This is a genomic window from Acidaminococcus hominis, assembly GCF_022484025.1.
GTDB lineage: Bacteria > Bacillota > Negativicutes > Acidaminococcales > Acidaminococcaceae > Acidaminococcus > Acidaminococcus hominis.
In genome coordinates this window covers 2,365,801-2,389,590 of record NZ_JAKVMG010000001.1, presented here as the reverse complement: position 1 = coordinate 2,389,590, position 23,790 = coordinate 2,365,801, and the positions used below count along the sequence as shown (strand labels likewise).

The 23,790-nt window shown below is 54.1% G+C and carries 18 protein-coding genes; 2 read left to right on the top strand and 16 right to left on the bottom strand.

The features are described from left to right. Window positions 1-219: 219 nt before the first annotated feature. The 13 genes from LKE88_RS10800 to LKE88_RS10740 form a co-directional block, all read right to left on the bottom strand. Complete coding sequence (locus tag LKE88_RS10800) at window positions 220-1,464, bottom strand: MerR family transcriptional regulator (RefSeq protein WP_158572332.1); 1,245 nt, start codon at window positions 1,462-1,464, stop codon at window positions 220-222. Between the two features lie 61 nt (window positions 1,465-1,525). After that, window positions 1,526-2,266 carry an RsiV family protein gene (locus tag LKE88_RS10795; protein WP_105326887.1) on the bottom strand — a complete coding sequence of 247 codons (741 nt, stop codon included), beginning with the start codon at window positions 2,264-2,266 and terminating at the stop codon, window positions 1,526-1,528. Between the two features lie 87 nt (window positions 2,267-2,353). Beyond that, on the bottom strand, window positions 2,354-3,088 hold the full coding sequence (locus LKE88_RS10790) for an energy transducer TonB (RefSeq protein WP_105326886.1): 735 nt from the start codon (window positions 3,086-3,088) through the stop codon (window positions 2,354-2,356). Further along, the gene (locus tag LKE88_RS10785) at window positions 3,081-3,497 is read right to left on the bottom strand and encodes an ExbD/TolR family protein (protein WP_270440834.1); all 417 of its coding nucleotides are present in this window, start codon (window positions 3,495-3,497) and stop codon (window positions 3,081-3,083) included. The genes LKE88_RS10790 and LKE88_RS10785 overlap by 8 nt, the downstream gene beginning before the upstream one ends. Continuing rightward, window positions 3,494-4,078 carry a MotA/TolQ/ExbB proton channel family protein gene (locus tag LKE88_RS10780; protein ID WP_231086337.1) on the bottom strand — a complete coding sequence of 195 codons (585 nt, stop codon included), beginning with the start codon at window positions 4,076-4,078 and terminating at the stop codon, window positions 3,494-3,496. The genes LKE88_RS10785 and LKE88_RS10780 overlap by 4 nt, the downstream gene beginning before the upstream one ends. 53 nt (window positions 4,079-4,131) lie before the next feature. Then, entirely contained in the window at window positions 4,132-4,968 is an 837-nt protein-coding gene (locus LKE88_RS10775) for an ABC transporter ATP-binding protein (RefSeq protein WP_158572333.1), read from the bottom strand. A gap of 1 nt (window position 4,969) precedes the next feature. Next, the gene (locus LKE88_RS10770) at window positions 4,970-5,935 is read right to left on the bottom strand and encodes an ABC transporter substrate-binding protein (RefSeq protein WP_276803570.1); all 966 of its coding nucleotides are present in this window, start codon (window positions 5,933-5,935) and stop codon (window positions 4,970-4,972) included. Window positions 5,936-6,004: 69 nt separating this feature from the next. After that, a complete protein-coding gene (locus LKE88_RS10765; protein WP_276803568.1) occupies window positions 6,005-7,915 on the bottom strand; it encodes a TonB-dependent receptor plug domain-containing protein in 1,911 nt (636 codons plus the stop codon). A gap of 27 nt (window positions 7,916-7,942) precedes the next feature. Next, window positions 7,943-8,680: a tRNA pseudouridine(38-40) synthase TruA gene (truA, locus tag LKE88_RS10760; protein WP_105326881.1), complete on the bottom strand. Its 738-nt coding sequence runs from the start codon at window positions 8,678-8,680 to the stop codon at window positions 7,943-7,945. After that, the gene (locus LKE88_RS10755) at window positions 8,677-9,486 is read right to left on the bottom strand and encodes an energy-coupling factor transporter transmembrane component T family protein (RefSeq protein ID WP_105326880.1); all 810 of its coding nucleotides are present in this window, start codon (window positions 9,484-9,486) and stop codon (window positions 8,677-8,679) included. The genes truA and LKE88_RS10755 overlap by 4 nt, the downstream gene beginning before the upstream one ends. Continuing rightward, window positions 9,476-10,342, bottom strand: coding sequence for an energy-coupling factor transporter ATPase (locus LKE88_RS10750; protein WP_105326879.1), 867 nt, complete (start codon window positions 10,340-10,342; stop codon window positions 9,476-9,478). Before LKE88_RS10750 ends, LKE88_RS10755 begins: the two co-directional genes overlap by 11 nt. Beyond that, window positions 10,327-11,163: an energy-coupling factor transporter ATPase gene (locus LKE88_RS10745; RefSeq protein ID WP_105326878.1), complete on the bottom strand. Its 837-nt coding sequence runs from the start codon at window positions 11,161-11,163 to the stop codon at window positions 10,327-10,329. Before LKE88_RS10745 ends, LKE88_RS10750 begins: the two co-directional genes overlap by 16 nt. Before the next feature lie 96 nt (window positions 11,164-11,259). Beyond that, window positions 11,260-12,804, bottom strand: a complete 1,545-nt coding sequence (locus LKE88_RS10740) for an AbgT family transporter (RefSeq protein WP_105326877.1) — start codon at window positions 12,802-12,804, stop codon at window positions 11,260-11,262. A gap of 113 nt (window positions 12,805-12,917) precedes the next feature. Between LKE88_RS10740 and LKE88_RS10735 the strand changes: the two genes are divergently transcribed. Together LKE88_RS10735 and LKE88_RS10730 are read left to right on the top strand one after the other, a co-directional pair. Beyond that, entirely contained in the window at window positions 12,918-13,691 is a 774-nt protein-coding gene (locus LKE88_RS10735) for a hypothetical protein (protein WP_146109054.1), read from the top strand. Between the two features lie 5 nt (window positions 13,692-13,696). Beyond that, on the top strand, window positions 13,697-14,818 hold the full coding sequence (locus LKE88_RS10730) for a M20/M25/M40 family metallo-hydrolase (RefSeq protein ID WP_105326875.1): 1,122 nt from the start codon (window positions 13,697-13,699) through the stop codon (window positions 14,816-14,818). Between the two features lie 43 nt (window positions 14,819-14,861). On the opposite strand, the gene LKE88_RS10725 is transcribed toward LKE88_RS10730, so the two are convergent. From LKE88_RS10725 to rpoB, 3 genes are all read right to left on the bottom strand, one after another. Next, window positions 14,862-15,191, bottom strand: coding sequence for a carboxymuconolactone decarboxylase family protein (locus tag LKE88_RS10725; protein ID WP_353937273.1), 330 nt, complete (start codon window positions 15,189-15,191; stop codon window positions 14,862-14,864). Between the two features lie 597 nt (window positions 15,192-15,788). Continuing rightward, window positions 15,789-19,820 carry a DNA-directed RNA polymerase subunit beta' gene (gene rpoC / locus LKE88_RS10720; RefSeq protein WP_276803563.1) on the bottom strand — a complete coding sequence of 1,344 codons (4,032 nt, stop codon included), beginning with the start codon at window positions 19,818-19,820 and terminating at the stop codon, window positions 15,789-15,791. 16 nt (window positions 19,821-19,836) lie between these two features. Continuing rightward, on the bottom strand, window positions 19,837-23,559 hold the full coding sequence (gene rpoB, locus LKE88_RS10715) for a DNA-directed RNA polymerase subunit beta (protein WP_105326873.1): 3,723 nt from the start codon (window positions 23,557-23,559) through the stop codon (window positions 19,837-19,839). Window positions 23,560-23,790 lie beyond the last annotated feature (231 nt).

Genomic DNA, 23,790 nt, shown 5'->3' with positions numbered 1-23,790 from the left:
TCTATTTTTAGCCATTTGTTTCTTGTATTAACCATAATGTATACTGTATTAACCATACAGCATTCTTGGTTCCTATTCTTTCAGACTTTATTTCACCAAACTCGCTTTAAAAAAGTCATTTTTATTTTTTGTATAATTCTCCGTTTCGTTCGCCCCAGGGATTTTGCCTCATAAAAAAAAGATGGAGTTAACTCCATCTTTTTCAAAAATATTTTTCGCTTACAATTTTTTCCCCACATATCCATACATTTCCAAGGGTTCCCCATCCACATGTTCGGTATACATGTGATGTTTGGTGGTCTCCAGCACCGTCCCCAGCAGCTTGGTCTTCAGGCTGTACCCATTCTGCCGATACTCTTCCTCCAGGGCTTTCATACTGCACATCCGGCTGCTGCCCTCGGGGTACTTACGCATCAGGTTTTTCCGGCTTTGGCTGCCCCAAGGCAGGCTTTGGTACGCCCCAATCAGCTCTGCTCCGGGCTTCAGCTGTTCCTTCAGGTTCTGAAGCTGGCACTGCTTATGGTAAAAGCTGTATTCCAGCTCTCCAAAAAGGGCCACCACCAGATCAAGGGACTCCCTGGCCAGTGGCAGGTGCTCACCGGCATCCGCAATATACAAAACCTTTAGATCAGGAGCCAGGGTCTCCATCAGGGATTTATAGTCTGCCAGCACTTCCGGGTACTTGTCCGCAATAATGTACAGACAGTCCTGGGGCAGATTGTCCAAAAAATTATAGATAAAAAAGTAGCCGTTGATGTTCCCTTCAAAAATCACTTTCCCGTGCAAGTCCCTCTTGTTCAGCTCCTGCAGCATAAATTCCGGGCAGCGAGGCGCACAGATACTGAACTGGAGCCCGGTCTCATGGTACAGTTTCCGCTCCAGGTCCGGGGTATCGTGGTTTCCTGTATAAAGGTTCCCCGTCAGCAGGATGCCGTTGCGAATCTCCATCTGGCAGCCGCAGTCACAGCGCAGCTGCCCTTTCATCAGGAAAGACCGGCTGATTTCCCCACCTTCAATGGTAAAGCTTTTGCCGCAGTGGGGGCAGCGCAGCAGGGCAATGGCCTCCAGCGGCACCCCGCTGGCAGCCGTATGGGCAACCTTTTTCCGTTCTTCCAGCTGCCGGATTTCCTGCTGGAGCAGTTCCAGGCTGGCGTCCAGATTTTCCCGCTGCTGCCGCAGCTCCTTGGCCTTATTTTCCAATAGTTCAATGCATCGGTTCAGGGTGGCTGGCTCGATAAAGTTGGACATCCGTTTCAGGTACAGCAGGCTGCGGATTTCCGTAATGCTTAACTGCATATTTTTCAGCCGCAGGATAGTTCCCATATCCAGCTTATCTTTCTCGCCAAAATGCATCTGGGTTCCCACCACCTGGGGCCGCAATAGACCCATTTTCACGTAATAGCGGACCGTGTCCTTGGAAACCTGGTACAGGTCCGCAAAATCTCCGATTTTCAGATCTTGCATGGGAATTCCTCCTATAGGGTAAAAGCAGGCAAAGCCATAGGGTTTTGCCTGCTTTTTTTGCTCAAATACCGTTTTGCATGGACAGATCGATGATGCCCACCGCATACGGTGCGATTTCGTAGGGCTGGAACAAAAAGTGGATACTGCCGTCCGGGTCCAGATAGTAATTTTCCGGCAATTTTTCCAAGCCCTTAAATTCCGGATAGAAGTAATGGCCTGTGCCATAGGGCGTTGCCCACAGCTTTTCGTTGATTTTTTCCAGAGTAAACAGGGCTTTCTGGTGCTTGGGCACAAGGTCCTGCCATTTCACCAGCTCCCCGGTCTTGAGAGAAAAGGTGTAGCCCCGTTCCCAACTCAAGGGGTGGGCTGCCCGTTCAAAATAATCCATACCGTATTCCCGCACAGACAAATACCCCTCGCCGTAATGGCACAGCCGGTAGTGGATATAGGAGGTCAGCTTTTCCGAATGAACGTTGGCTTTTTCGTAATCCTTCCGGGACTTTTCCGCTACCTTTTTCAGGTACCGGGAAATTTTCCGGGATGCCTCCGGATTCTCTGCCAGGTACACCTGGGGATAGCTGAGATTCAGGCCATTTTCCTGAATCAGCTGGCTGCGGATCACCAGCCCCTGCTGGGCAACCATGACCTGCCCTGGAAATTCCCCTTCCAGCGGCTGCTCCAGGGTCAAATGGGCGGTTTTGGCCCAATCATTTTCTGCCGCCTGACTCATTCCTGGTCCGGACAGTACCAACGCCAGGGCCATAAATCCCGTCAGCAGCAAGCCTGCCTGCTTCTTTCCCATACTGCCTCATCCTTTCCTGTCTAGACACTTGCCACGACTTATTCTCTCCTTGTATTATACAAAGCCTTTTCGGCCTCTGCAAGAAAATCACTCCTCCAGGCTGTACCGTACCCGAATTCGGGCGGTGCTGGTTATGGGCTGTCCAGTCCGGTCCAGGGCCGGCTGGAACTGCCCCTGCCGGACCGACTGGAGAGCCGCCCGGTCCAGCCGGTCGTAGCCGGAGCTTTCCTCCAACCAGGCTTCCGTTACGCCGCCCGAAGGGCTTACCGTTACCCCTACCAGAACGCTGCCTTCTTCGCCGGCACTCCGGGCAGAGGCTGGGTACACCTTATGGTAAGAGGACAGGACGGGTCCCCGGCTAAGGTCCGCACTGCCGCTTCCAGCCCCGTTCCCAGCCCCGGAGCCAGAGCCTTCTCCGCCGCCTTCTCCACCGCCATTAGCGCCAGTGCCCGTGCCGGAGCCAGCAGGGCTTGCTGTGCCAGTCCCGCTGCCCGCAGCGCTGGGAGCAGAAAACCCTGCACTGCTCTCCCCCGTAGTAAGTACTCTTTTCCCCGGCTCGCCTCCTTCTGCTGAAGGGCCGGTAGGGGTCTGCAGCAGCTGCTGCAGTACCTGTTCCGTATTTTCCCCAGTACCGGCAGCGTTGCCAGACACCCCGGCTGCGCCGCCTGCCGTATTGCCCCCCACTTCCTGAAGGGTTACGTGAATGCTGGGGGGCTGGGGCGCTGGCCGCAGCTGGTACAGCAGCCCGCCTGCTGCAAAGACGAGCAAACCATGCACCAGCAGGGACCAGCCCAGATACCCGGGCCATTTTCCCTTAGCCATGACTTCCCTCCAGCTGCACCGCCAGGGCAAAATCCTTGATGCCGCAGGTTTTCAGTTCTCCCATAACACCCATGACCCGGCCGTAGCTTACCTCCTGGTCGGCCCGCAGGTTCACCACCTGACCCTTGCCCTGCTGCACCGCAGTCTGGGCCTCAGCCTTTAGCTGTTCCACCGTTACCGGCTGCCCCTGGAAATAAAGGCCTCCGTCCCGGGTAAGGGTTACTTCCAAGGGTGCTTCCTGCTGGAGTACCCCTTGGGCCTTGGGCAATTCCACGGGTACCCCGTACTGCTGGGTCATGTACATGGTACACACAATGAAGAAGACCAGCAGCAGAAACACCATATCAATCATAGGGGAAATCTGGATATTGGATTCCTTTTCCGAGGAAGAAGAACCGAAATGGATCATTGGTGCCAGCCCCCTTGCTGCGGCAGGCTGTCCGCATTTTCCATAAAGGTATTATCCACCTGTTCCAGCTCCCCTGCCAGGGTTTTTACCCGCTGGGCAAAATACGTATGACAGCAAATGGTCACAATGGCAATCAGCAGGCCAAAGATGGTGGTAATCAGGGCTTCCCCCACCCCGGCGGTAACCGCCAAAGGATTTTCCCAGCGGGTACCCAGGGCATCAAAAGAAGCCATCATCCCGGTGATGGTTCCCAAAAGGCCCAAAATAGGCGCCAGGGTCACAATCACCTGGAGATAGGTCAGGCCTTTTTCAAAATGCTGCAGCAGCTGCCGGCTTTCCCCTACAATATAGCTCTCCTTGGTCCGGACCTGGGGAGGAGCGGAAAGAAGTTTCCGTCCCAAAGCCGCCATTTCTCCCGGAGTATTCTCTGTCAGCTGCCAAGCCTCCTGCCAGCGGCTTTCCCGCAGCAGAGCGCAGAATTGCTGGGGAAAAACCCGGCCTGAATCCTCCTTATGAAAATACTTCCACCGTTCCAGGGTAAGGGCCAGGGAAATCACAGAACAAAGCAGCAGGGGCCACATTACCAAACCTCCCCGCAAAAAATAACTCCAACCTGTTTTCAGCCATTCCATCACTAATCTGCCTCCGTAAATCGATTTTTCAAAATGTCCTGCAATAACTCCTGCTGCCGTTTTTCCTGTTGGGGATTGGGCCGGGGCTGAATCCGCAGCCCTCCAGGGCCCCGCACCACCTGGCAGGAAAGGCCATAAGCCTCACTCAGCAGCGTTTCTGTCAGCACCTGTTCCGGAGTGCCCTGGGCCAGAATTTTTCCCCGCCCCACCAGCACCAGCCGATCACAATAAGCCGCAGCCAGGGTCAGGTCGTGCAGGGAAAGCAGAATTCCCAGGCCTTTTTCCACCAGCTGGCGGCAAAGCTGCAGCAGCTGTTCCCCCGCCGCCAGGTCCAGTTCCCCCAGGGGCTCATCCAGCACCCAATAGGGCGCCTGCTGGAGCAGGGTCCGGGCCAATAGCACCCGCTGGCGTTGGCCTCCGGACAATTGGTCCACCGGCTGCGCCGTCAGTTCTTCCGCTCCCATAAGGGCCAGACAGCGCCGGGCCTGCTGCCGCTCCGCTTCCCCTTCCTGGGCCAGCCAGGAAAGATAGGGATAGCAGCCAGTCAGCACCACGTCCTCCGCCGTATACCCAAAAGCAAGCTGCCCGTCCTGGGGCAGGTAGGCAATTTTCCGGGCAAGCTGCTGCCGGCTGAGCTGCCTAAGTTCCCTTCCGTCCACCTGAGCCGTTCCCCGCCCAAGGGGCAGGATTCCCGCCAGGCTTTTCAGCAAGGTGCTTTTCCCGGCACCGTTAGGGCCAATGAGCCCTACACACTCTCCTTGGGCCAGGGAAAAGTCCACCTGGTCCAAAACCTCTTTTTCTCTATAGCCCAATCGGGCCCCAATTAATTCCAGTGTCATATCAGTACCCCTTGAGCAGCGGCTCTTTGTCCCAAACAAACAATTTCCGGCCAAAAGCTGCGTTGGCCATGGCCTTGATGCCATACACCAGCTTGGGAGAAGCGTCATAGACGTACCGGTCCGGCAGCGCCACCAGATGCTTCAGGCCCCGCAGCTCCTGGTAGGCCGGATTGGCAAAAAACTGCTGCCGGATAGCCGCATAATCCTGCTGTTCCTCCGGATAGGGCTGGGCCACCAGGAAAAAGTCCGGGTCCGCCCGGAGCACTGCTTCAGGCGTCAGGGTATCTCCGTTTTTCAGGCCGGCTTCAGCCAAGCCATTGCGAAAGCCCGCCCGCTTGGTCAATTGGTCGTAAAGGGACCCGGTGCCGCCGTAACGGCTCATCAGCGAAACCAGAAACCCCACCGGCCGGGGCTGGGGCTCCTGGGCCACCACCCGGTCGATTTCTGTCAGCTGCGCTTCCAGCTGCCGGACCACCTTTTCTCCGGTCTCTTCCTGCCGGAGGGCTTTGGCCATCAGCCGTACATTGTCTTCCACTTGTCCAAGCGTAGACGGGCCATAGCACACCACCACAGGAATCCCCAGTTCCTCCACCTTGGCAATCAGCCCCGGATCGGACCAGGTGGAAGCCAAAAACAAATCCGGCTGGACGCCAGCCACAGCTTCCGGGGTATAATCCCGCAGCCGGGGGGTGACGCCTTTGGTTTCTTCACTGATAAAGGAGACCCCCGGTTCCCCGTCCAGATAATAGGCAGCCGCCAAACGCTCTGCCGGCACCAGGGTCAGCAGGGTTTCATCCAAATGGAGGGAATCGGTCACAATCCGCCGAGGCTCCTGGGGCAAAGTGACAGTTTTTCCCCGGACATCTACTACCGTATAGCCGCTTTTTAGCTGGGGTTTTGCCGTTGGGCCACAGCCAAAAAGCACCAGCAGCACACCCAGCAGCAATAGAAAGCGCAGGCTTTTCATGGGGTTCCTCCTTCTTAGGCTTCAGATACAGAAAAAGAGGCTGTGCAGCGCTCAGCCTCCCCTTCCTCTTTAGAACGAATATTCCGCGCCAACCATAATCCGGCGTCCGGGCATGGGATAGCTATCCTGCCCTCCGACTACGCCGCCCTGCTCAGCATAGGCTGCGTTGGTCAAATTGTAAACTGTGGCGTAGCCGGTCCAGTTTTGGTTAAACTTGTACCGGGCATTGAAATCCATGGTCAGGTACCGGTCTTCCCCGTAGTTTTTCCGGCTGAGACCGGTGGCTGCCCGGCCCCTAAGGGACAGGTTCCACCGCAGGTCATGGAACCGGACCCCAAACTGGTAGTAGTTGGGGGCATAGTTGTTGTCCCGGGTGTAGCCTGCATCAGCACGATTATCTTCCACTTTTACATAAGTATAAGACCCTTCCAAATCCCAATGCTTATTCAAATGGTGCACAGCGGACAGTTCCAGGCCGCGTTTCTTTTCTTTTTGGATATTCTCCGCGTAGGAATCCGTGCGGTACTCATTAACCTTCACTTCGCGCCACTCAATAGCATTGTTTAGCAGGCTATAGAAAGCATTAATGCTCACATCAGTTTTGGGCGTGGCCTTAAAGTTGTAGCCAATATTCCACACATTGCCGGTTTCCGCCTTCAGGTTGTCCTTGCCTACATATTTGCCCCACCCCCACAGGGACAGGTCAGAATAATAATACAGGTCATCGATGGTGGGCGTCCGAAATACCTGGTTCCAGGATACGTACAGATTGCTGTCCTGGGAGAATTTCTTGTTCACGGAAACACTGCCCGTGGTCCGGTTCCCGCTGTGGCTATGGTCATCATAGCGGACCCCGGCGTTTAACTGCCAGGAAGGCAGGAACTGCCACTGGTCCTGGACAAAGAGAGCCTTGTTGTTATACCCCTGGGTTCCCGTATAGCTGGCTATATTTTCAGCTTGGGCATGCCGGTATTCCAGACCCGCAATCAGCGTATTGTTCTCCGCCAGTTTCAGGTTCTGCTGGGCCTCCACCGCCCAATCGGTTTCGTCCATGCCCCCCAGGTTGTAGTAGGAATAATAGTTCCGGTACAGCTGCACATAGCCTTTGTTGTCCAGGTTCCGGTTCCAGTCGTAGCGCAGGCCCACATTGTTGGTTTTCTTGTCAATCTGGGAAGGGCTGTAATAGTTCACCTGGTAGGGGTTATTGCCCTCCAGATTGGAATAGTCATAGTTCAGGGTCAGGCCGCTGTTGGCATCAAAATCCTGGGTCACCTTCAGGGACAGGGCGTCCTGGGTATAGTCACTTCTGCCGGGCCACCGCTTGGTGTCCCCATTATGATCCTTATACTTTGTGTAGGAAGCCTTTTCCAGCTGGGCACTGACCAGAATTCCGGTTTTGTCCTGCCGGCCGCTGCCGGTTACCCCCAGGTCCTGATTGCCCCAGGAGCCATAGCCTGCCCGCAGGGTTCCCGTAGTTTCTTCCGTATTTTTCGTGATAATATTGATTACGCCGCCTACGGCGTCCGCCCCGTACAGGGTGGAGGCGCCGCCTTTCACCACTTCAATCTTCTCAATGGCGCCCATGGGCGGCAGGGTATTCAGGTCAAGCGTAGCCTTCACCATAGACCCCATACTATTATTTACCCGGCGGCCATCCACCAGCACCAGCACCCGCTCATCTCCGTTGAGCATCACGTGGCGCTCACCGGCGCCAATACCACCCTGCATGACCCGGGCACCGGATACATCCTCCAGGGCTTCCGCCACATTTTCGTAGCCCCGCTCCTTGATCTGCTGGGCCGTAATCACCGTTACATTGGCAGGGGTATCCGCCTTGGTATTTTTCAGCCGGTTGGCAGTAATGACAATCTCCTGTACCGGTTCCTGGGCCGCATCGGCCGCCAGGGCCAGTCCACTGCCCAGAGTCAAAAGGGTCAGTGGTACCGTTACGCTAAGGGTTTTCCCCATCATTTTTTTCATTGCAAAAGCCCCTTCCAATTTTTCGTTTTAATATTTCACATGCATTAAATAAAGTCCTTGGGCCGGAGCAGCCATCCCCGCTTGCTTCCGGTCCTTAGCGGCCAGTACCGCCGCAAAATCTTCTACCGTCCATTTGCCGGTGCCCACCCGCACCAGACAGCCCACAATATTGCGCACCATCCGGTACAGGAAACCGTCCCCGGTAATGGTAAACACATACAGGTCCCCGTCCTGCACCCAATGAGCTTCCTTCAGGGTCCGAACCGGGGACCGATCCTGGCTCCCTTGGTTTTTGAAGGAAGAAAAGTCGTGGGTGCCCAAAAGCAGCTGGGCTGCCTGGTTCATGGCTTCTACCTCCAGGGGCTCCCGGATTTCCCAGGTATAGTTCCGCTGACAGGGATCCGGCAGAGGCGCATAAAGTACCTTGTATTGGTACGTTTTTTCAATAGCATCGTAGCGGGCATGAAAATTCTCCGGTGCCACTTCCGCGGTGCGGATGACAATATCCGGGGGCAGGACTGGCTCCAAAGCCCGCCGGTAGTTTTCCGGGGGAATGGGACTTTCCGTAGAAAAGGAAATCACCTGTCCCAGCCCGTGGACTCCGGCATCGGTCCGGCCTGCCGCCTTGATCAAAATCGGTTCGCCCAGTACCCGGGTCAGGGCCCGTTCCAGCACCTGCTGGACACCTACCCCGTTTTTCTGGCGCTGGAACCCTTGGTAACTGGTTCCGTCGTAGGCCACCAGGGCCTTAATGGTTCTTCTCATGCAGCAAGCGGCCCCCATTTCAAAAAGGCCAGCAGGGCAAATAGGCCCAGCATCACCAGGGCCGCAGCGCCATCACCTTTTTTATAAACCAGTTCATTCATCCGGGTCCGACCTTCCCCGCCCCGGTAGCACCGGGCTTCCATGGCCAGGGCCAGTTCATCGGCCCGGCGGAAGGCAGAAATAAACAGGGGAATCAAAATGGGCAGCATATTCCGGGCCCGTTTCATGATATTCCCCGAAGAAAAGTCCGCACCCCGGGACATCTGGGCCTTCATGATCCGGTCCGTTTCCTCCAGCAGGGTAGGAATAAAGCGCAGGGCAATGGTCATCATCATGGCCAGCTCGTGGGCCGGCACCCCGATTTTCTTAAAGGGCCGCAGCAGGGATTCTATTCCATCCGTCAGTACAATGGGTGACGTAGTAAAGGTCATCAAGGAAGAAATCAAAAGCAGCAGCACCAGTCTCAGGGACATCTTGATTCCCAGAATGATGCCTTCTTCTGTCAGGGTAATGAATTTCCAGCTCCACAGCACCTTCCCGGGATCCGTAACAAAATGAATGCCCATGGTCAGCAAAATAATGACCCACAGGGGTTTCAGCGACCGCAGCAGCAGACCTGCCGGCAGCTTGGCCAGCAGGGTGCCCAAAAAAATCAGGGCAATCAGCAGTCCGTAGGACAACGGCGAATCGGCCATAAACACCATGACCATATAAAACAGGACGGACAGGATTTTGGTCCTGGGGTCCAAACGATGAATGCAGGAATTGCCGGGATAGTATTGGCCCAGCGTAATATCAGTCAGCATGTTTCCACCCCTTTGCCCGCATAATAGCTGCCACCAGTTCGTCCTGGGTAAGAGGCGTACCGTGCAGGGGCAGCCCAGCCTGTGCCAGCTCATCAGCCAGTTTCAGGCTCTCCGGAATATCCACGGACAGCTCCTGGAGCTTTTGGCGCTCCTTGGCAAACAATTCCCGGGCCGGGCCGTCCAAATGGACCTTCCCGCCCTGCATTACCAGAAGCCGGTCCGCATACTGGGCCGCTTCTTCCATACTATGGGTAATGAGCAGCACCCCCATTTTCCGCTTATGGAAAATTTGCAGCAGCTGGTGGAACACATTGTCCCGGCTGACCGGGTCCAAACCCGCACTGGGCTCGTCCATAATCAGGTAATCCGGTTCCATGGCCACTACCCCGGCAATGGCCACCCGGCGCATCTGTCCGCCGGACAATTGGAAAGGAGACCGTTGGGCAAAGGTATCGTAGTCCAAATCCACAAATTCCAGGGCGCTTCGGACAGCTTCTTCCACTTCTTCCGGGGTCTTTCCCTGATTCCGAGGCCCAAAAGCCACGTCTTCATAAATAGTTTCCGCAAAGAGCTGGTGTTCCGGATATTGGAATACCATGCCCACCTTGCCCCTGGCGGTTTTTACCTGGGCACCTTTGCCGGCCAGGTCCACCCCATCTACCAGCACCCGGCCGGAAGAAGGATGGAGCAGCCCATTCAGATGCTCAGCCAGGGTGGACTTGCCGCTGCCCGTGTGGCCGATAAGCGCTACAAATTCCCCTTTTTCCAGGGTAAAGCTCACATCATCCAGGGCTTTCTGCTCCAGACTGGTGTGGGCCATATAGGTATAGGAGATATGATCTACTTGGATGGACATAATGCTTCACACAACTCCTTATGGGTCAGAATGGGAGGCAATTTGTGCCCCTGTTTGTTCAGGACATTGGCCACCTCAGCGGCCAGAGGGCATTCCAGGCCCAGGGCACGAATCCGGTCCACCTGGGTGAATACCTCTTTGGGGGTGCCTTCCAGGGCGATTGTTCCCTGGTCCATGGCGATGATCCGGTCCGCCAGGATGGCTTCCTCCATTTTGTGGGTAATGTACACAATGGTAATGTGTTTTTCCTTGTTCAGCCGCAGCACCGTGCTGACAATCTCCTGCCGGCCTTTGGGGTCCAGCATGGCGGTGGGTTCGTCAAAAACAATGCAGCGGGGCTCCAGGGCCAGCACCCCGGCAATGGCCACCCGCTGTTTCTGGCCGCCGGACAGCCGGTGAGGTGCATGCTTGGCATACTCAGTCATGCCCACCACTTCCAGGGCCTGCTGGACCCGAGGCCGGATTTCCGGTCCGGGCACCCCGATGTTTTCCAGGCCAAAGGCCACATCTTCTTCCACGATGGCAGCCACAATCTGGTTGTCCGGGTTTTGGAGGACCATGCCCACCTGCTGGCGCACCGGCCACAGGTTCTCTTCCAGGGACGTATCCATTCCCGCTACCAGGCACTGGCCTTCCGTGGGCAGCAAAAGGCCGTTGAAATGCCGGGCCAGGGTGGACTTGCCGCTGCCGTTGGTGCCAATAATGGCCACAAATTCACCGGGGGCAATGGACAGGTTGATGCCCTTTAGAGCCGTCATTTCCTGGTTTTGGCCATCGATATAGGTATGGGTCAAATTTCTCGTTTCAAGTATCGGTTCCATAAAATCCTCCATAAATTAAGATTATAACTTTGTTGACCGCACCCCGTCAATGACACAAAAAAAGTGGTGTGCAGATTCGCACACCACTTCAGGTTCTTACAGGATTCCAGGAGGAAGCATAGTTCCTACACCAGGTCCAATGGGCAGGCCCAGCGCCAGCCAACCAATCAGGAAAAGGATCCAGGCAATCTGCAGCACAATCGCAATGGGGATCATGTTGGAGATCAGGGTACCAATGGCAAGATTGGGCATGTATTTTTCCTGGGCCACGCTGAGGATCATCCAGATATACGGGCTCATAGGCGTGAAGCAGTTGCCCGGGGAGTCCCCCAGCCGGTACAGCAGTTGGGCGAAACCAGGATGGTAGCCCAGCAGCATGAACATGGGAACGAAAATCGGGGCGAAAATAGCCCACTTGGCAGAACCGGAGGAAACGAAAATGTTTACGCCGGCGGTAATCAGGATAAAGGCAATGCACATGGGGATACCGGTAAAACCAACGCCCTTCAGGAAGTCAGCGCCGCTGATGGCCATCAAGGTACCCAATTGGGTCCAGTTGAACAGCCCTTGGAACTGGCCGCAGAAGAAGCAGAACACCACATAGGCGCCCATACCGCTCATTTGTTTTACCATGGCACCGTTGATGCTTTTAATGGAATTGAATTTCCCGGTGCTCATACCAAACACAATGCCGGCAATGCTGAACAGGAAGAACAGAATAGGAATCAGGCCCTTCAGCAGCAGAGAACCTACCAGGGTATGACCGTCCTTGGACAAGATGCCCGTAAAGAAGCCTACAGCCAGAATAACCACGTAGATAATAACGGCCAGCGCAGAATGATGCAGGGCCTTGACTTCCGTGGGGGTTACTTCAACAGCCTCTGCTTCCGTTTCCGCCCCTTCGTACTTGCCAAAGCGCGGTTCGATGATTTTTACAGAAACTGCACCAATCACCAAAGAGCACAGGAAGGTGGAAACGAACATGAAATACCAGTTACAGGTTACGTCTACGGCAAAGGCGCCGGGCGTACCCAAAAAGGCATCAATGGCCTGGTTGGTCAAGCCTTGCAGCAGGGAGTCAGTGCCTGCCACCATCAGGTTGGCGGTAAAACCAGCCTGGGCACCGGCGTAGCCAACGATCATGCCTACCACCGGGTGCTTTTTCACGCCGATGTACACAATGGCGGCCAAAGGCGGAATGACGATCATGGCCGTATCGGAAGCGATGTTGCCCACCGTACCCAGGAAAGCAATCAAATAGGGAACAATGGAGGGCGGCACATTTTTCAGGGACCGTCTCAGCATGGTCACCAACAGGCCGGATTCTTCACAGAACCCGATGGCCAGAGTCATGGTGATTACCAGACCCATGGGGGCAAAGCCGGTGAAGTTCTTGACCAGGTTGTTCAGCAGCCAGGTTACCCCGTCCTTAGAAAATAGGTTTTGGGATACCACGGCTTTCCCAGTTGCCGGGTTCACCAGGCTGAAATTGGTTGCGGTCATTACGGTACCAATTACAGCAGCGATTAAGAATAAGACCACGAACAGAATTGCGGGCGGAGGCAATTTGTTGCACACGGTTTCAATGGTATTCAGAAACCGATCCACCCAGTTTTGCTTGGATGCTTGTTTTGCTTCCATGCGATGCACCCTCCTTTTAGTTTTGTATACTAAGCACAGCAGCCCAGCTGCTGTGAATTAGTCAAAACCTCGAACATTTCTTCACAAGAAGTTCGGATTGTCTTTATAATAGCATGTTTGGAAAAGCCTTGTCCAGTCTTTTATCTTGTTATTATTTTCATGAATTTCTATGTTATAATAATTACAAATTCAACTTTTCCCTCTACTTCTGCAAAAAAATTCCCAAAGGAGAATCGCCTATGGAAAGTGTCGTTATCAATTTGTTCCCCAATTTTGCCTTCTGGAAGCTCCATTCATTAAAGGAATATTTACTGTTCTTTTTGATGCTGGCAAGCGGAATTGCTCTGCTTTTCTACGTTTTGCGCCGCATGAAGAAGGCCAGGACCCCCGCCGGTTCCTTGAAGCGGATTACCGAAGCCGTGCAAAAACAAAGTCATGGAAAAGCCCGCATTTTACGGCCGGCATCGCCTTTACTCCAGGGCTGCGACCTGTTAGTACTTTTAAATCAGGATTTGGTTATCCTTAAAAACGTGTATACCGGATACTTTATACAAGGTTCGTACCATGCCGAACAATGGAAAATTTCTGATAATTCTATGTCGCAGGAAATAGCGAATCCCCTTCCATTCCTGCAAAAAGACGCAATTGAGATTGAAAATCTGCTAAAAAAGAATAAAATAGAAAATCTAACTCTGCATTATTTTGTGCTTTTCTCGGATAATTATGCAGAACCGGAGATTACCCTGGATGATGCGGCCCTGCCCTACGCCCAAACCCTGAAAACCTTCAAGGACTGGCTGAAAAAACATCAGCTGCATCCCCATACGGCCCAGGAACTGGAGGCAATCCAAAAGGCCCTGGAGCCCCTGTGCAAAGTAGAGGAGTGAAACCCATGCCCAACCAAAAACGTTTATTGGAAACCTTTCTCACCTATGTCCAGGTGGATTCTGTATCCGGCAGCGAGGCCCCTATGGGGGAGCTGCTGCTGAAAACCCTGCGGGAGCTGGGCCTGGAGGTCCGGCGGGATACAGCTGGCAGGGACAGCGGTACCGGAGACGGCTTTAACGTCTATGGAAGACTGCCCGGTACCCTTCCCGGCAGCCCCGTACTGCTGGTGGCCCATATGGATACCATGCCCCCGGGCTGCGGCATCAGGCCCCAGGTTAACAATGGCCTGATTACCTCGGACGGAACCACCGTCCTGGGCGGCGACGACAAGTCTGGGGTGGCGGCCATTGTGGAAGCCCTCCGCTCCCTGGTGGAGGAACAGCGTCCCCACCGGACAGTGGAAGTGCTGTTTACCATTGGAGAAGAAACCGGTATGCAGGGCACAAAACATTTGGACTATACCTGGTTTCAAAGCAAAAACGCCCTGATTTTCGATCTGGGCGGTCCCCAGGGCACGCTGGTGACTCAGGGGCCTGGGCAGCTGAAATTCAAGGCCCTGGTCCACGGCCGCAAAGCCCATGCAGGGCTGGCTCCGGAAAAGGGCATCAGCGCCATCCAGGCAGCAGCCAAAGGTGTGGCCGCCATGAACCTGCTGCGCATTGACGAAGAAACCACCTGCAACCTGGGAACCTTCACCTGTGTGGGCCCCAACAATGTGGTGCCGGACCTGGTCCTGCTCCAGGGGGAAGTCCGCAGCCGCAGCCTGGAAAAACTGAACCGGCAGGCAGCACACCTGAAACAATGCCTCCAGGAAGCCTGTGACGCCGCAGGAGCGGTCCTGGACTGGGAACTGGTAACCAACTATACGGTCTTCCAGGTACCGGCCCAGAATCCCTTTGTACGGGAGGTGGGCGCCGTCTACCAGGAGCTGGGCTTTACCCCCGCTATCCAGGCCACCGGCGGAGGCAGCGATGCCAACGTGCTGGCCCTCCACGGCTTCACCCCCCTCATCCTCAGCACCGGTATGAGCAAAGTCCATACCACGGAAGAAGAACTGCGGGTAAAGGACCTGGAAGACACCTGCACCTTTATCCACCGTCTTCTTACCCAGCCAGGGAAAAACTAACGTTATGAAAAAAGCTCCGGAATTTGTATCCGGAGCTTTTCCTTTATTTGCCCGTCTGGGCGGGGCTTCCATAAATTTCCTTCATGTAGCGGAATGCCGCCCACGCCTTGGGCCAGCCTGCATAAAAAGCTGCCTGGGTCAGGATTTCGGCCATTTCTTCCTGGGTCACACCATTTTCCTTGGCTTTAGCAATGTGGTGCTTTAGGGAACTGTCCAGGACCCCGCTGGACATGACCGCCGTAACCGTCACAATGCTTCTCAGTTTGGGAGACAGCTCCTTTTCCCGGGCCCAAACTTCCCCAAAAAGCACATCATCGTTCAAATGAGCAAATTCCGGGGCGATACTCCCCAGTTGATCCCGGCCGGCAGTCACCTTCCCTGCCGGCTTGGCGGCAGGTGCATTCTGGGCCGCCGCCGCATAAGCGGCCCCAGTGGACAGCAGCAGAAAAGACGCAGCCAGTGCGGCTGCCCATTTTTGTAAACGTTTCCCTGTTTTCATCTTTATGCTCCTTTCAAAACCTCCAGCCTGACAAAAAACAACTGGATTTTCTCCTTTTACTATATCGGAATAGGCCATTCATGTAAAATATTTATTTCACATGAATGGCCATACGAAAATTGCATGATTTAATAAAAAAGCAAGGGGATGTGAAAAAATAAGACTTCTATCGTCGCCTTTGGCGACACTTCCTACACGCTTGCAGGAAGCGTTCCAGACCTCTACTGGTCAAGTGACAGACAAGGGTGGTGCAGGTATTTACATACCTAAATTTTATCTCAAAACCCGTTTTGCACATGACTAGTATAGGTCTAAGACCGGCCCATTCAAGCGTGAAGGGGCTGTCAGCACGTAGGGCTGACTGAGGAAGTTTTGAGACACAGATACGGCTATAACGAACAATAAAAATGGCTTGCGAACTAGTTTGAATTCGCAAGCCATTTTTTCACAGCCCCTTGCTCTAAGTGCTTCTTATTCTTCAGTTTCAACGGACTGGGCAGCCTCTTCCTGTGCTTCGGCAGGACGATGGAGCTTCAGTTCGATGTTCCGATATTTCGGCATACCGGTTCCGGCAGGAATCAGCTTACCGATGATGACGTTTTCTTTCAGGCCCAGCAGCGGATCAACCTTGCCTTTGATGGCAGCATCGGTCAGGTTTCTGGTGGTTTCCTGGAAGGAGGCAGCGGACAGGAAGGAGTCCGTAGCCAGGGAGGCTTTGGTGATACCCAGCAGGATGGGATGTGCCTTGGCCGGTTCCTTGCCTTCAGCCAGGACCTGATCGTTTTCATCCTCGAATTGGGCAATGTCCACAATGGAGCCCGGCAGCATGTTGGTGTCACCGGCATCATCAATGCGGTATTTCCGCATCATCTGACGAACCATTACTTCCACGTGCTTATCGTTGATTTCTACGCCCTGGGACTTGTACACGCCCAGTACCTGTTGTACCAGGTAGTGACGGGTAGCGGCAGGACCGGAAATACGCAGGATATCGTGGGGGTTCAGGGAGCCTTCGGTCAGGCGGTCACCCACCTCGACGGTATCGCCTTCGGCCACATGAATCTTGGCGCCATAAGGAATATGGTAGGTATCTTCCGTGCCATCTTCCTTTTGGATGATGATGAAACGGCCATCGTCCTTTTCCTGAATGTCCACCACACCGGCGGATTCGGACAGGATACCAGGATGTTTCGGTTTTCTGGCTTCGAACAATTCTTCGACACGAGGAAGACCCTGGGTAATATCGTCAGCACCAGCAACACCGCCGGTGTGGAACGTTCTCATGGTCAGCTGCGTACCAGGTTCACCGATTGCCTGGGCGGCAATGGTACCAACGGCTTCGCCCACTTCCACCTTTCTGGCAGTAGCCAGGTTACGGCCGTAGCAGGCCCGGCATACGCCATAGTGGGATTTACAGGTCAGTACGGAACGGATCTTCACCCGGCCGTCGCCGTGTTTTTCACGCAGGTCGGCAATTACGTCGGCCATATCTTCGGTAATGTAGTCGTTGACATGGTACAGGACTTTGCCTTCCGTATCCACGATTTCTTCGGCCAGGACACGGCCAACCAGACGATCCCGCAGGGATTCCAGTACCGTGCTCTTATTCTTACCGGAGGTAATGGCTTCTACGTACACGCCATCCACTTCGTTGTTGCGGATTTTCAGTTCCTTGACGGTACCGTCAGCCAGGATGGCTTCAATGGTATCGGCAGTGAACTTGTCCCCAGCATGGGACAGTACCAGCCCAGACTCGGTTTCGATATCTTCTTCCACTTCCTTGTTCAGGAAATGGTGGGTCATATGTTCCCGGAAAGCAGCTTGCACCTTTTCCTCGCTGACGTTGATCTGCAGAGTTTCAGGTTCTTCGTTGCTGTCTTCATCCTGGGGATACAGGCTGATTTCCAAAATCCGGGCAGCCAGGAGACGGTCAAAGACGTCTTCCGTTACCACCGTATCGGCCTCTGCCAGAATGGAGCCATCCACAGGGCTAAGCACGCTGGAAGCCAGGGTACGGCCTACGGCGTATTCCTTCAGCTTGTGCTGGCTGGAACCCAGAACGGCCTTGCAGAAGCGGGCGCGTTCCCGTACCAGATTCATGCCGGTAACGTCGCAGTCATCTTCCCGGACGATAACGTCCTGGGCCACGTCTACCAGACGACGGGTCAGGTAACCAGAGTCGGCGGTACGCAGAGCCGTATCGGCCAAACCTTTACGGGCACCGTGGGTGGAGATGAAGTATTCCAAAATGGTCAGGCCTTCACGGAAGTTGGATTTGATAGGACGGTCGATGATCCGGCCGGAAGGGTCAGCCATCAGACCACGCATACCAGCCAGCTGACGAATCTGCTGGATGTTACCACGAGCACCGGAGTTGGCCATCATGTACACCGGGTTGAAGGCGTCCATGGTGTTTTTCATCAGGGCGTTGGCTACATCTTCCGTTGCCTTATCCCACAGGGCGATAACTTTGCGGTACCGTTCATCCGGGCTCATCAAGCCGCGGTTAAAGAGGGTTTCCACCTTATCAACCTGTTTTTCGGCAGCGGCCAGGATGGAAGCCTTTTCTTTCGGGATCTGAATATCGGAAGCAGCAATGGACAAGCCGGATTTACAAGCGTTGTCGTAACCCAGTTTCTTGACAATATCCAGCACCCGGGCAGTCCCGAAGTTGCCGTACAGCTTATGGGCTTTAGCCACCAGGCGGCCCAGTTCTTTCTTATCAATCAATTTACCCAGCAGCCAGGTACCATCTTCCTGTTTGGAGTAATAGCGCATTTCCAGCGGCAGTTCGCAGTTGTAAATGATATTGCCCACAGAAGTGGTTACCAGGCTTTCGCCCTGGTCGGAAGCTTCCGGGAAAATTTCTGCATTGGGCACGCGGACTTTGATCCGGGCCTGCAGATCAATGACTTTATGGAAGTAGGCCAGACGAGCTTCGTCAAAGCTGATGAAGCGGCGGCCTTCACCCTTGGCGCCATCCTTGAAAATGGTCAGGTAATAGGCACCCAAAACCATATCCTGGGTAGGAACGGTAATTGGTTTTCCGTTGGTAGGAGCCAAGATGTTGTTGACACTCATCATCAGTACCCGGGCTTCAGCCTGGGCTTCTGCGGACAGCGGCAGATGGACAGCCATCTGGTCACCGTCGAAGTCGGCGTTGTACGGGGTACATACCAACGGATGCAGTTTGATGGCGCGGCCTTCGGACAAGATGGGTTCGAAAGCCTGGATACCCAGTCTATGCAGGGTCGGGGCACGGTTCAGCAGTACAGGATGTTCTTTGATAACGTCTTCCAGAACGTCCCAAACCACGTTGGTAGCCCGTTCCACCATTCTCTTGGCACTCTTGATGTTGGTGGCAGAACCGTTTTCAACCAGGCGCTTCATTACGAAGGGCTTGAACAGTTCCAAAGCCATTTCTTTCGGCAGACCGCATTGGTGCATCTTCATTTCCGGGCCTACTACGATTACGCTACGGCCGGAATAGTCAACACGTTTACCCAGCAGGTTCTGACGGAAACGGCCCTGCTTGCCTTTCAGCATGTCGGACAGAGATTTCAGAGGACGGGTGCCAGGGCCCGTTACGGCACGGCCGCGGCGGCCGTTATCGATCAGGGCATCTACAGCTTCCTGCAGCATCCGTTTTTCGTTCCGGACAATGATGTCAGGAGCCTGCAATTCCTGCAGCCGTTTCAGACGGTTGTTCCGGTTGATGACCCGGCGGTACAGGTCGTTCAGGTCGGAGGTGGCAAAACGGCCGCCGTCCAGCTGAACCATAGGACGCAGGTCAGGAGGAATAACCGGAATTACATCCATAATCATCCATTCGGGTTTGTTGCCGCTTTTCAGGAAAGCTTCGCATACATCCAGCCGACGGACAATATTTCTTCTCTTTTGCAGGCTGGTTTCCGTTTTCAGGGCAGCCCGCAGTTCCTTAGTCAGTTCTTCTACGTTGATTTCATGGAGCAGTTCCTTAATGGCTTCTGCGCCCATGCCCACCCGGAAGGTAGGGCCGTATTCACTGAGTTTATCCTGGTATTCTGCTTCGGTCAGCAGTTGTTTTTTGGTCAGGTTGGTATCGCCCGGATCCAGGACAATGTAGCTGGCAAAGTACAGGACTTTTTCCAGGGCTCTTTGGCCAATGTCCAGGATAGCGCCCATCCGGCAGGGAATTCCCTTGAAATACCAGATATGGGATACGGGAGCAGCCAGTTCAATGGAGCCCATCCGATCGCGGCGGACCTTGGAGCGAGTAACTTCTACACCGCATTTGTCGCAGACGACCCCTTTATAACGGATGCGTTTGTACTTGCCGCAATGGCATTCCCAATCCTTGGTAGGTCCAAAAATCCGTTCGCAGAACAAACCATCCCGTTCCGGTTTCAGGGTTCTATAGTTGATCGTTTCCGGTTTGGTTACTTCCCCGTGGGACCAAGATCTGATCTTTTCGGGAGAGGCCAAGCCGATACGCATAGAATGAAATTTATTTACGTCTAACAAGAGCACTCACTCCTTTCTACTCTTCATCAGAATCGTTGCCGTCATCTTGGGAATCATCCAGGCTCATATTCCCGATATCGGCAATCACATCAAAATCACTGGTTTCCGGCTGATCTTCATCCGGGCTCAGGTCATCCTCGCTGGCAGGAGCTTCGGTGCCGATATTGGCTGCGGTACTGGGAGTCTTGCTGGCCATATCCATGTCCAGTTCTCTGGCAATATCGCCCATTCCGATATCTTCATCTTCGTCATCCAAATCGATTTCTTCATCATCTTCATCCAGCACTTGGATATCCAGGCCGATGCTCTGCATTTCCTTCACCAATACCTTGAAGGATTCAGGCACGCCGGGTTCAGGAATATTTTCGCCCTTAACGATGGCTTCATAGGCTTTCACACGGCCTACCACGTCATCGGACTTAACGGTCAGGATTTCCTGCAGGGTATAGGCAGCGCCGTAAGCTTCCAGCGCCCAAACTTCCATTTCACCAAAGCGCTGTCCGCCGAACTGTGCCTTACCACCCAGAGGCTGCTGGGTAACCAGGGAGTACGGGCCGGTAGAACGGGCATGGATCTTATCGGCAACCAAATGGTGAAGCTTCAGGTAGTAGATGCAGCCTACGGTAACCGGGTTATCAAAGGGTTCGCCGGTACGGCCGTCATACAGGGTGGTCTTGCCGCTGGGGTCTACACCGGCCAGCTTCAGGGTCTTGCCCATTTCTTCATCGTGGGCACTATCGAACACAGGAACAGCTACCTGTACCGCATGGTCCACCGTTTGGGGCATGCCAAATTGGTCATAGTCATAGCCGGCTTCCCGCAGCTCTGCTTCCAGGTTGGGATCCTTTTCTTCGATTCTTCTGCCCAAAGAGCAGGCGGCCCAGCCCAGATGGGCTTCCAAAATCTGACCGATGTTCATACGGGAAGGTACGCCCAGGGGGTTCAGTACGATTTGTACCGGTTCGCCGTTGGGCAGGAAGGGCATATCTTCACGGGGCATAATCCGGGAAACAACACCCTTGTTGCCGTGACGGCCGGCCATCTTATCGCCTTCACTGATTTTCCGTTTTTGTACGATATGTACCCGTACCTGCTTGTTTACGCCAGGAGGCAGTTCATCGCCGTTTTCACGGGTGAATACCTTGACGCTGACAATGATACCGGATTCGCCGTGGGGAACCCGCAGGGAGTTATCCCGGACTTCCCGGGCCTTTTCGGCAAAGATGGCACGGATCAGGCGCTCTTCAGCGCTCAGTTCGGTTTCTCCCTTAGGAGTTACCTTACCTACCAGAATGTCGCCAGGGCGAACTTCTGCACCAATCCGGATGATACCGTCTTCGTCCAGATCCTTCAGGGCTTCTTCAGAAACGTTGGGAATATCCCGGGTGATTTCTTCAGGTCCCAGTTTGGTATCACGGGCATCACAGTTGTATTCTTCAATGTGAATGGACGTAAATACGTCGTCTTTTACCAGGTCTTCGGAAAGCAGTACAGCATCTTCGTAGTTGTAGCCTTCCCAGGGCATGTACGCAGCAATGGCGTTGCGGCCCAGGGCCAGTTCACCGTGATCCGTAGCAGGACCATCGGCCAGTACCTGGCCTTCTTCCACCTTGTCGCCCTTGTAGACAATGGGTCTTTGGTTGACGCAGGTGCTCTGGTTGGAACGTTTGAATTTCAGCACGTTGTATTCGTCAATGCCGCCGTTGTCGTCCCGGGTAACCAGGATCTTGTCGCCGCTGACGTATTTTACCGTGCCGGCGTGCTTGGCCAGGATGCAGACCCCGGAGTCCACAGCCACCTTGTATTCCATGCCGGTACCCACTACAGGAGCTTTGGGGTTCAGCAGGGGCACAGCCTGACGCTGCATGTTGGCACCCATCAGGGCCCGGTTGGCGTCATCGTTTTCCAGGAAAGGAATCAGGGCAGCAGCAATGGACATTACCTGTTTAGGAGAAACGTCCATGAAGTCAACCCGGCTGGGGGAAATGGACAGCACATCGTTCTTATCACGGGCAATAACGTGCTCGTTGACAAAGGAGTTGTCATCATTCAACGGTTCGTTGGCCTGGGCAATAACGTAGTTATCTTCTTCATCAGCAGTCAGGTAAACGATTTCGTTGGTAACCTTCTTGTTTTTCTTGTCCACCTTGCGGTACGGGGTTTCAATGAAACCGTACTTGTTCACCACACCATAGGTAGCCAAAGAACCGATCAGGCCGATGTTAGGACCTTCAGGGGTTTCAATAGGACACATACGGCCATAGTGGGAAGGATGGACGTCGCGGACTTCGTAGCCAGCTCTTTCTCTGGACAGACCGCCAGGTCCCAAAGCGGACAGACGGCGTTTGTGGGTCAGTTCGGCCAGAGGGTTGTTCTGGTCCATGAACTGGGACAACTGGCTGCTGCCAAAGAATTCTTTTACCGCAGCAACCACCGGGCGGATATTGATCAGGGCCTGGGGCGTAATCACGTCGGCATCCTGGAGGGTCATCCGTTCCCGGATTACCCGTTCCATACGGGACAGGCCGATACGGAATTGGTTTTGCAGCAGTTCGCCTACGCAGCGTACACGCCGGTTGCCCAAATGGTCGATATCGTCCTTGCCTTCCATACCGTCGATCACGTTCAGCAGGTAGCCAAAGGAAGCAATTACGTCCGCCGGGGTAATGGTCCGAACAGAAGCGTCAATATCTTTCGTAACAATCATGCGTTCCGGATGTTCCTGGAATTTTACCCAGACCTCGGCATAGCCGGCATCCTTGAACAGACCGCTTTCTTCAATGGTGTTGATTTCTTCGTCGCCAATCACGGTGCCAGCGGGCAGAACCACTTCGCCCTGGGTGCCATCGGGGTTTTCGAAGGCCAGGGGAGAAGTCAATTCCTTGCCCAAAAGGCGCTGACGCCAGCCCAGTTTCTTGTTGACCTTGTAACGGCCTACATTGGCCAGGTCATAGCGGCGGTTGTCGGAGAAAATATTCCGGATCAGCTGTTCGGCGTTTTCCAGGTTGGCAGGTTCGCCGGGACGCAGTTTCCGGTAGATTTCCAGCAGTGCATCGTCTTCGTTCTTGGTGCTGTCCTTGGCCAGGGTAGCAACCAGGTACGGATGTTCGCCGAAAGTGGCAATAATATCATCGTTGGTGGGCAGGCCCATCACCCGCAAAAGAGCCGTAGCCGGCAGCTTACGGGTCCGGTCCACACGGGCGTAGATGATTTCGTTCAGGTCGGTTTCGTATTCAATCCAGGCGCCCCGGTTAGGAATAACGGTGGTGCCGTACAGGAACTTGCCCATGGGGTCCATGTCCTTGGCGTAGTAAACGCCAGGAGAACGCACCAGCTGGCTGACGATAACCCGTTCTGCGCCGTTGATCACGAAGGTACCGGTATCGGTCATCAGGGGGAAGTCACCCATGAATACGGTGGATTCCTTGATTTCCCCGGTATCCTTGTACAGCAGGCGGACATCTACATTCAAAGGAGCGGCATAGGTTGCGTCCTTTTCCTTGCAGGTTTCCACATCGTATTTGGGATCGCCGATGGTGAAATTCTCAAAGCTCAGTTCCAGGTTGTCGGTAAAATCCTTAATAGGAGAAACATCCTGGAAAACATCATATAAACCTTCTCTTATGAACCACTCATAAGATTTTCTCTGTAAGTCGATCAAATGAGGCATTTTCAATACTTCTTTGATCTTGGCATAACTGTACCGCAAACGGTCGCCATTATGAACCGGCTTAAACATGTGGGTTCTCACTCCTTTTCTCTGGGCAGGTCTTTCTAAACAAAAAAAATAACAAGGCGGTCAATTAGAGAGATTGATCAGCCTTGTATCGTGTACGTTTTCTCAGTCATCATGTCGTGCTCCTCTCCTCACTTGAGCGGGAACGCGATGTCCAACCACTGAGCACTCGCGGAACCTATTCATCCTGCTATAAAAACTTCATGGACAATTATTATACTACGTATTTCACGG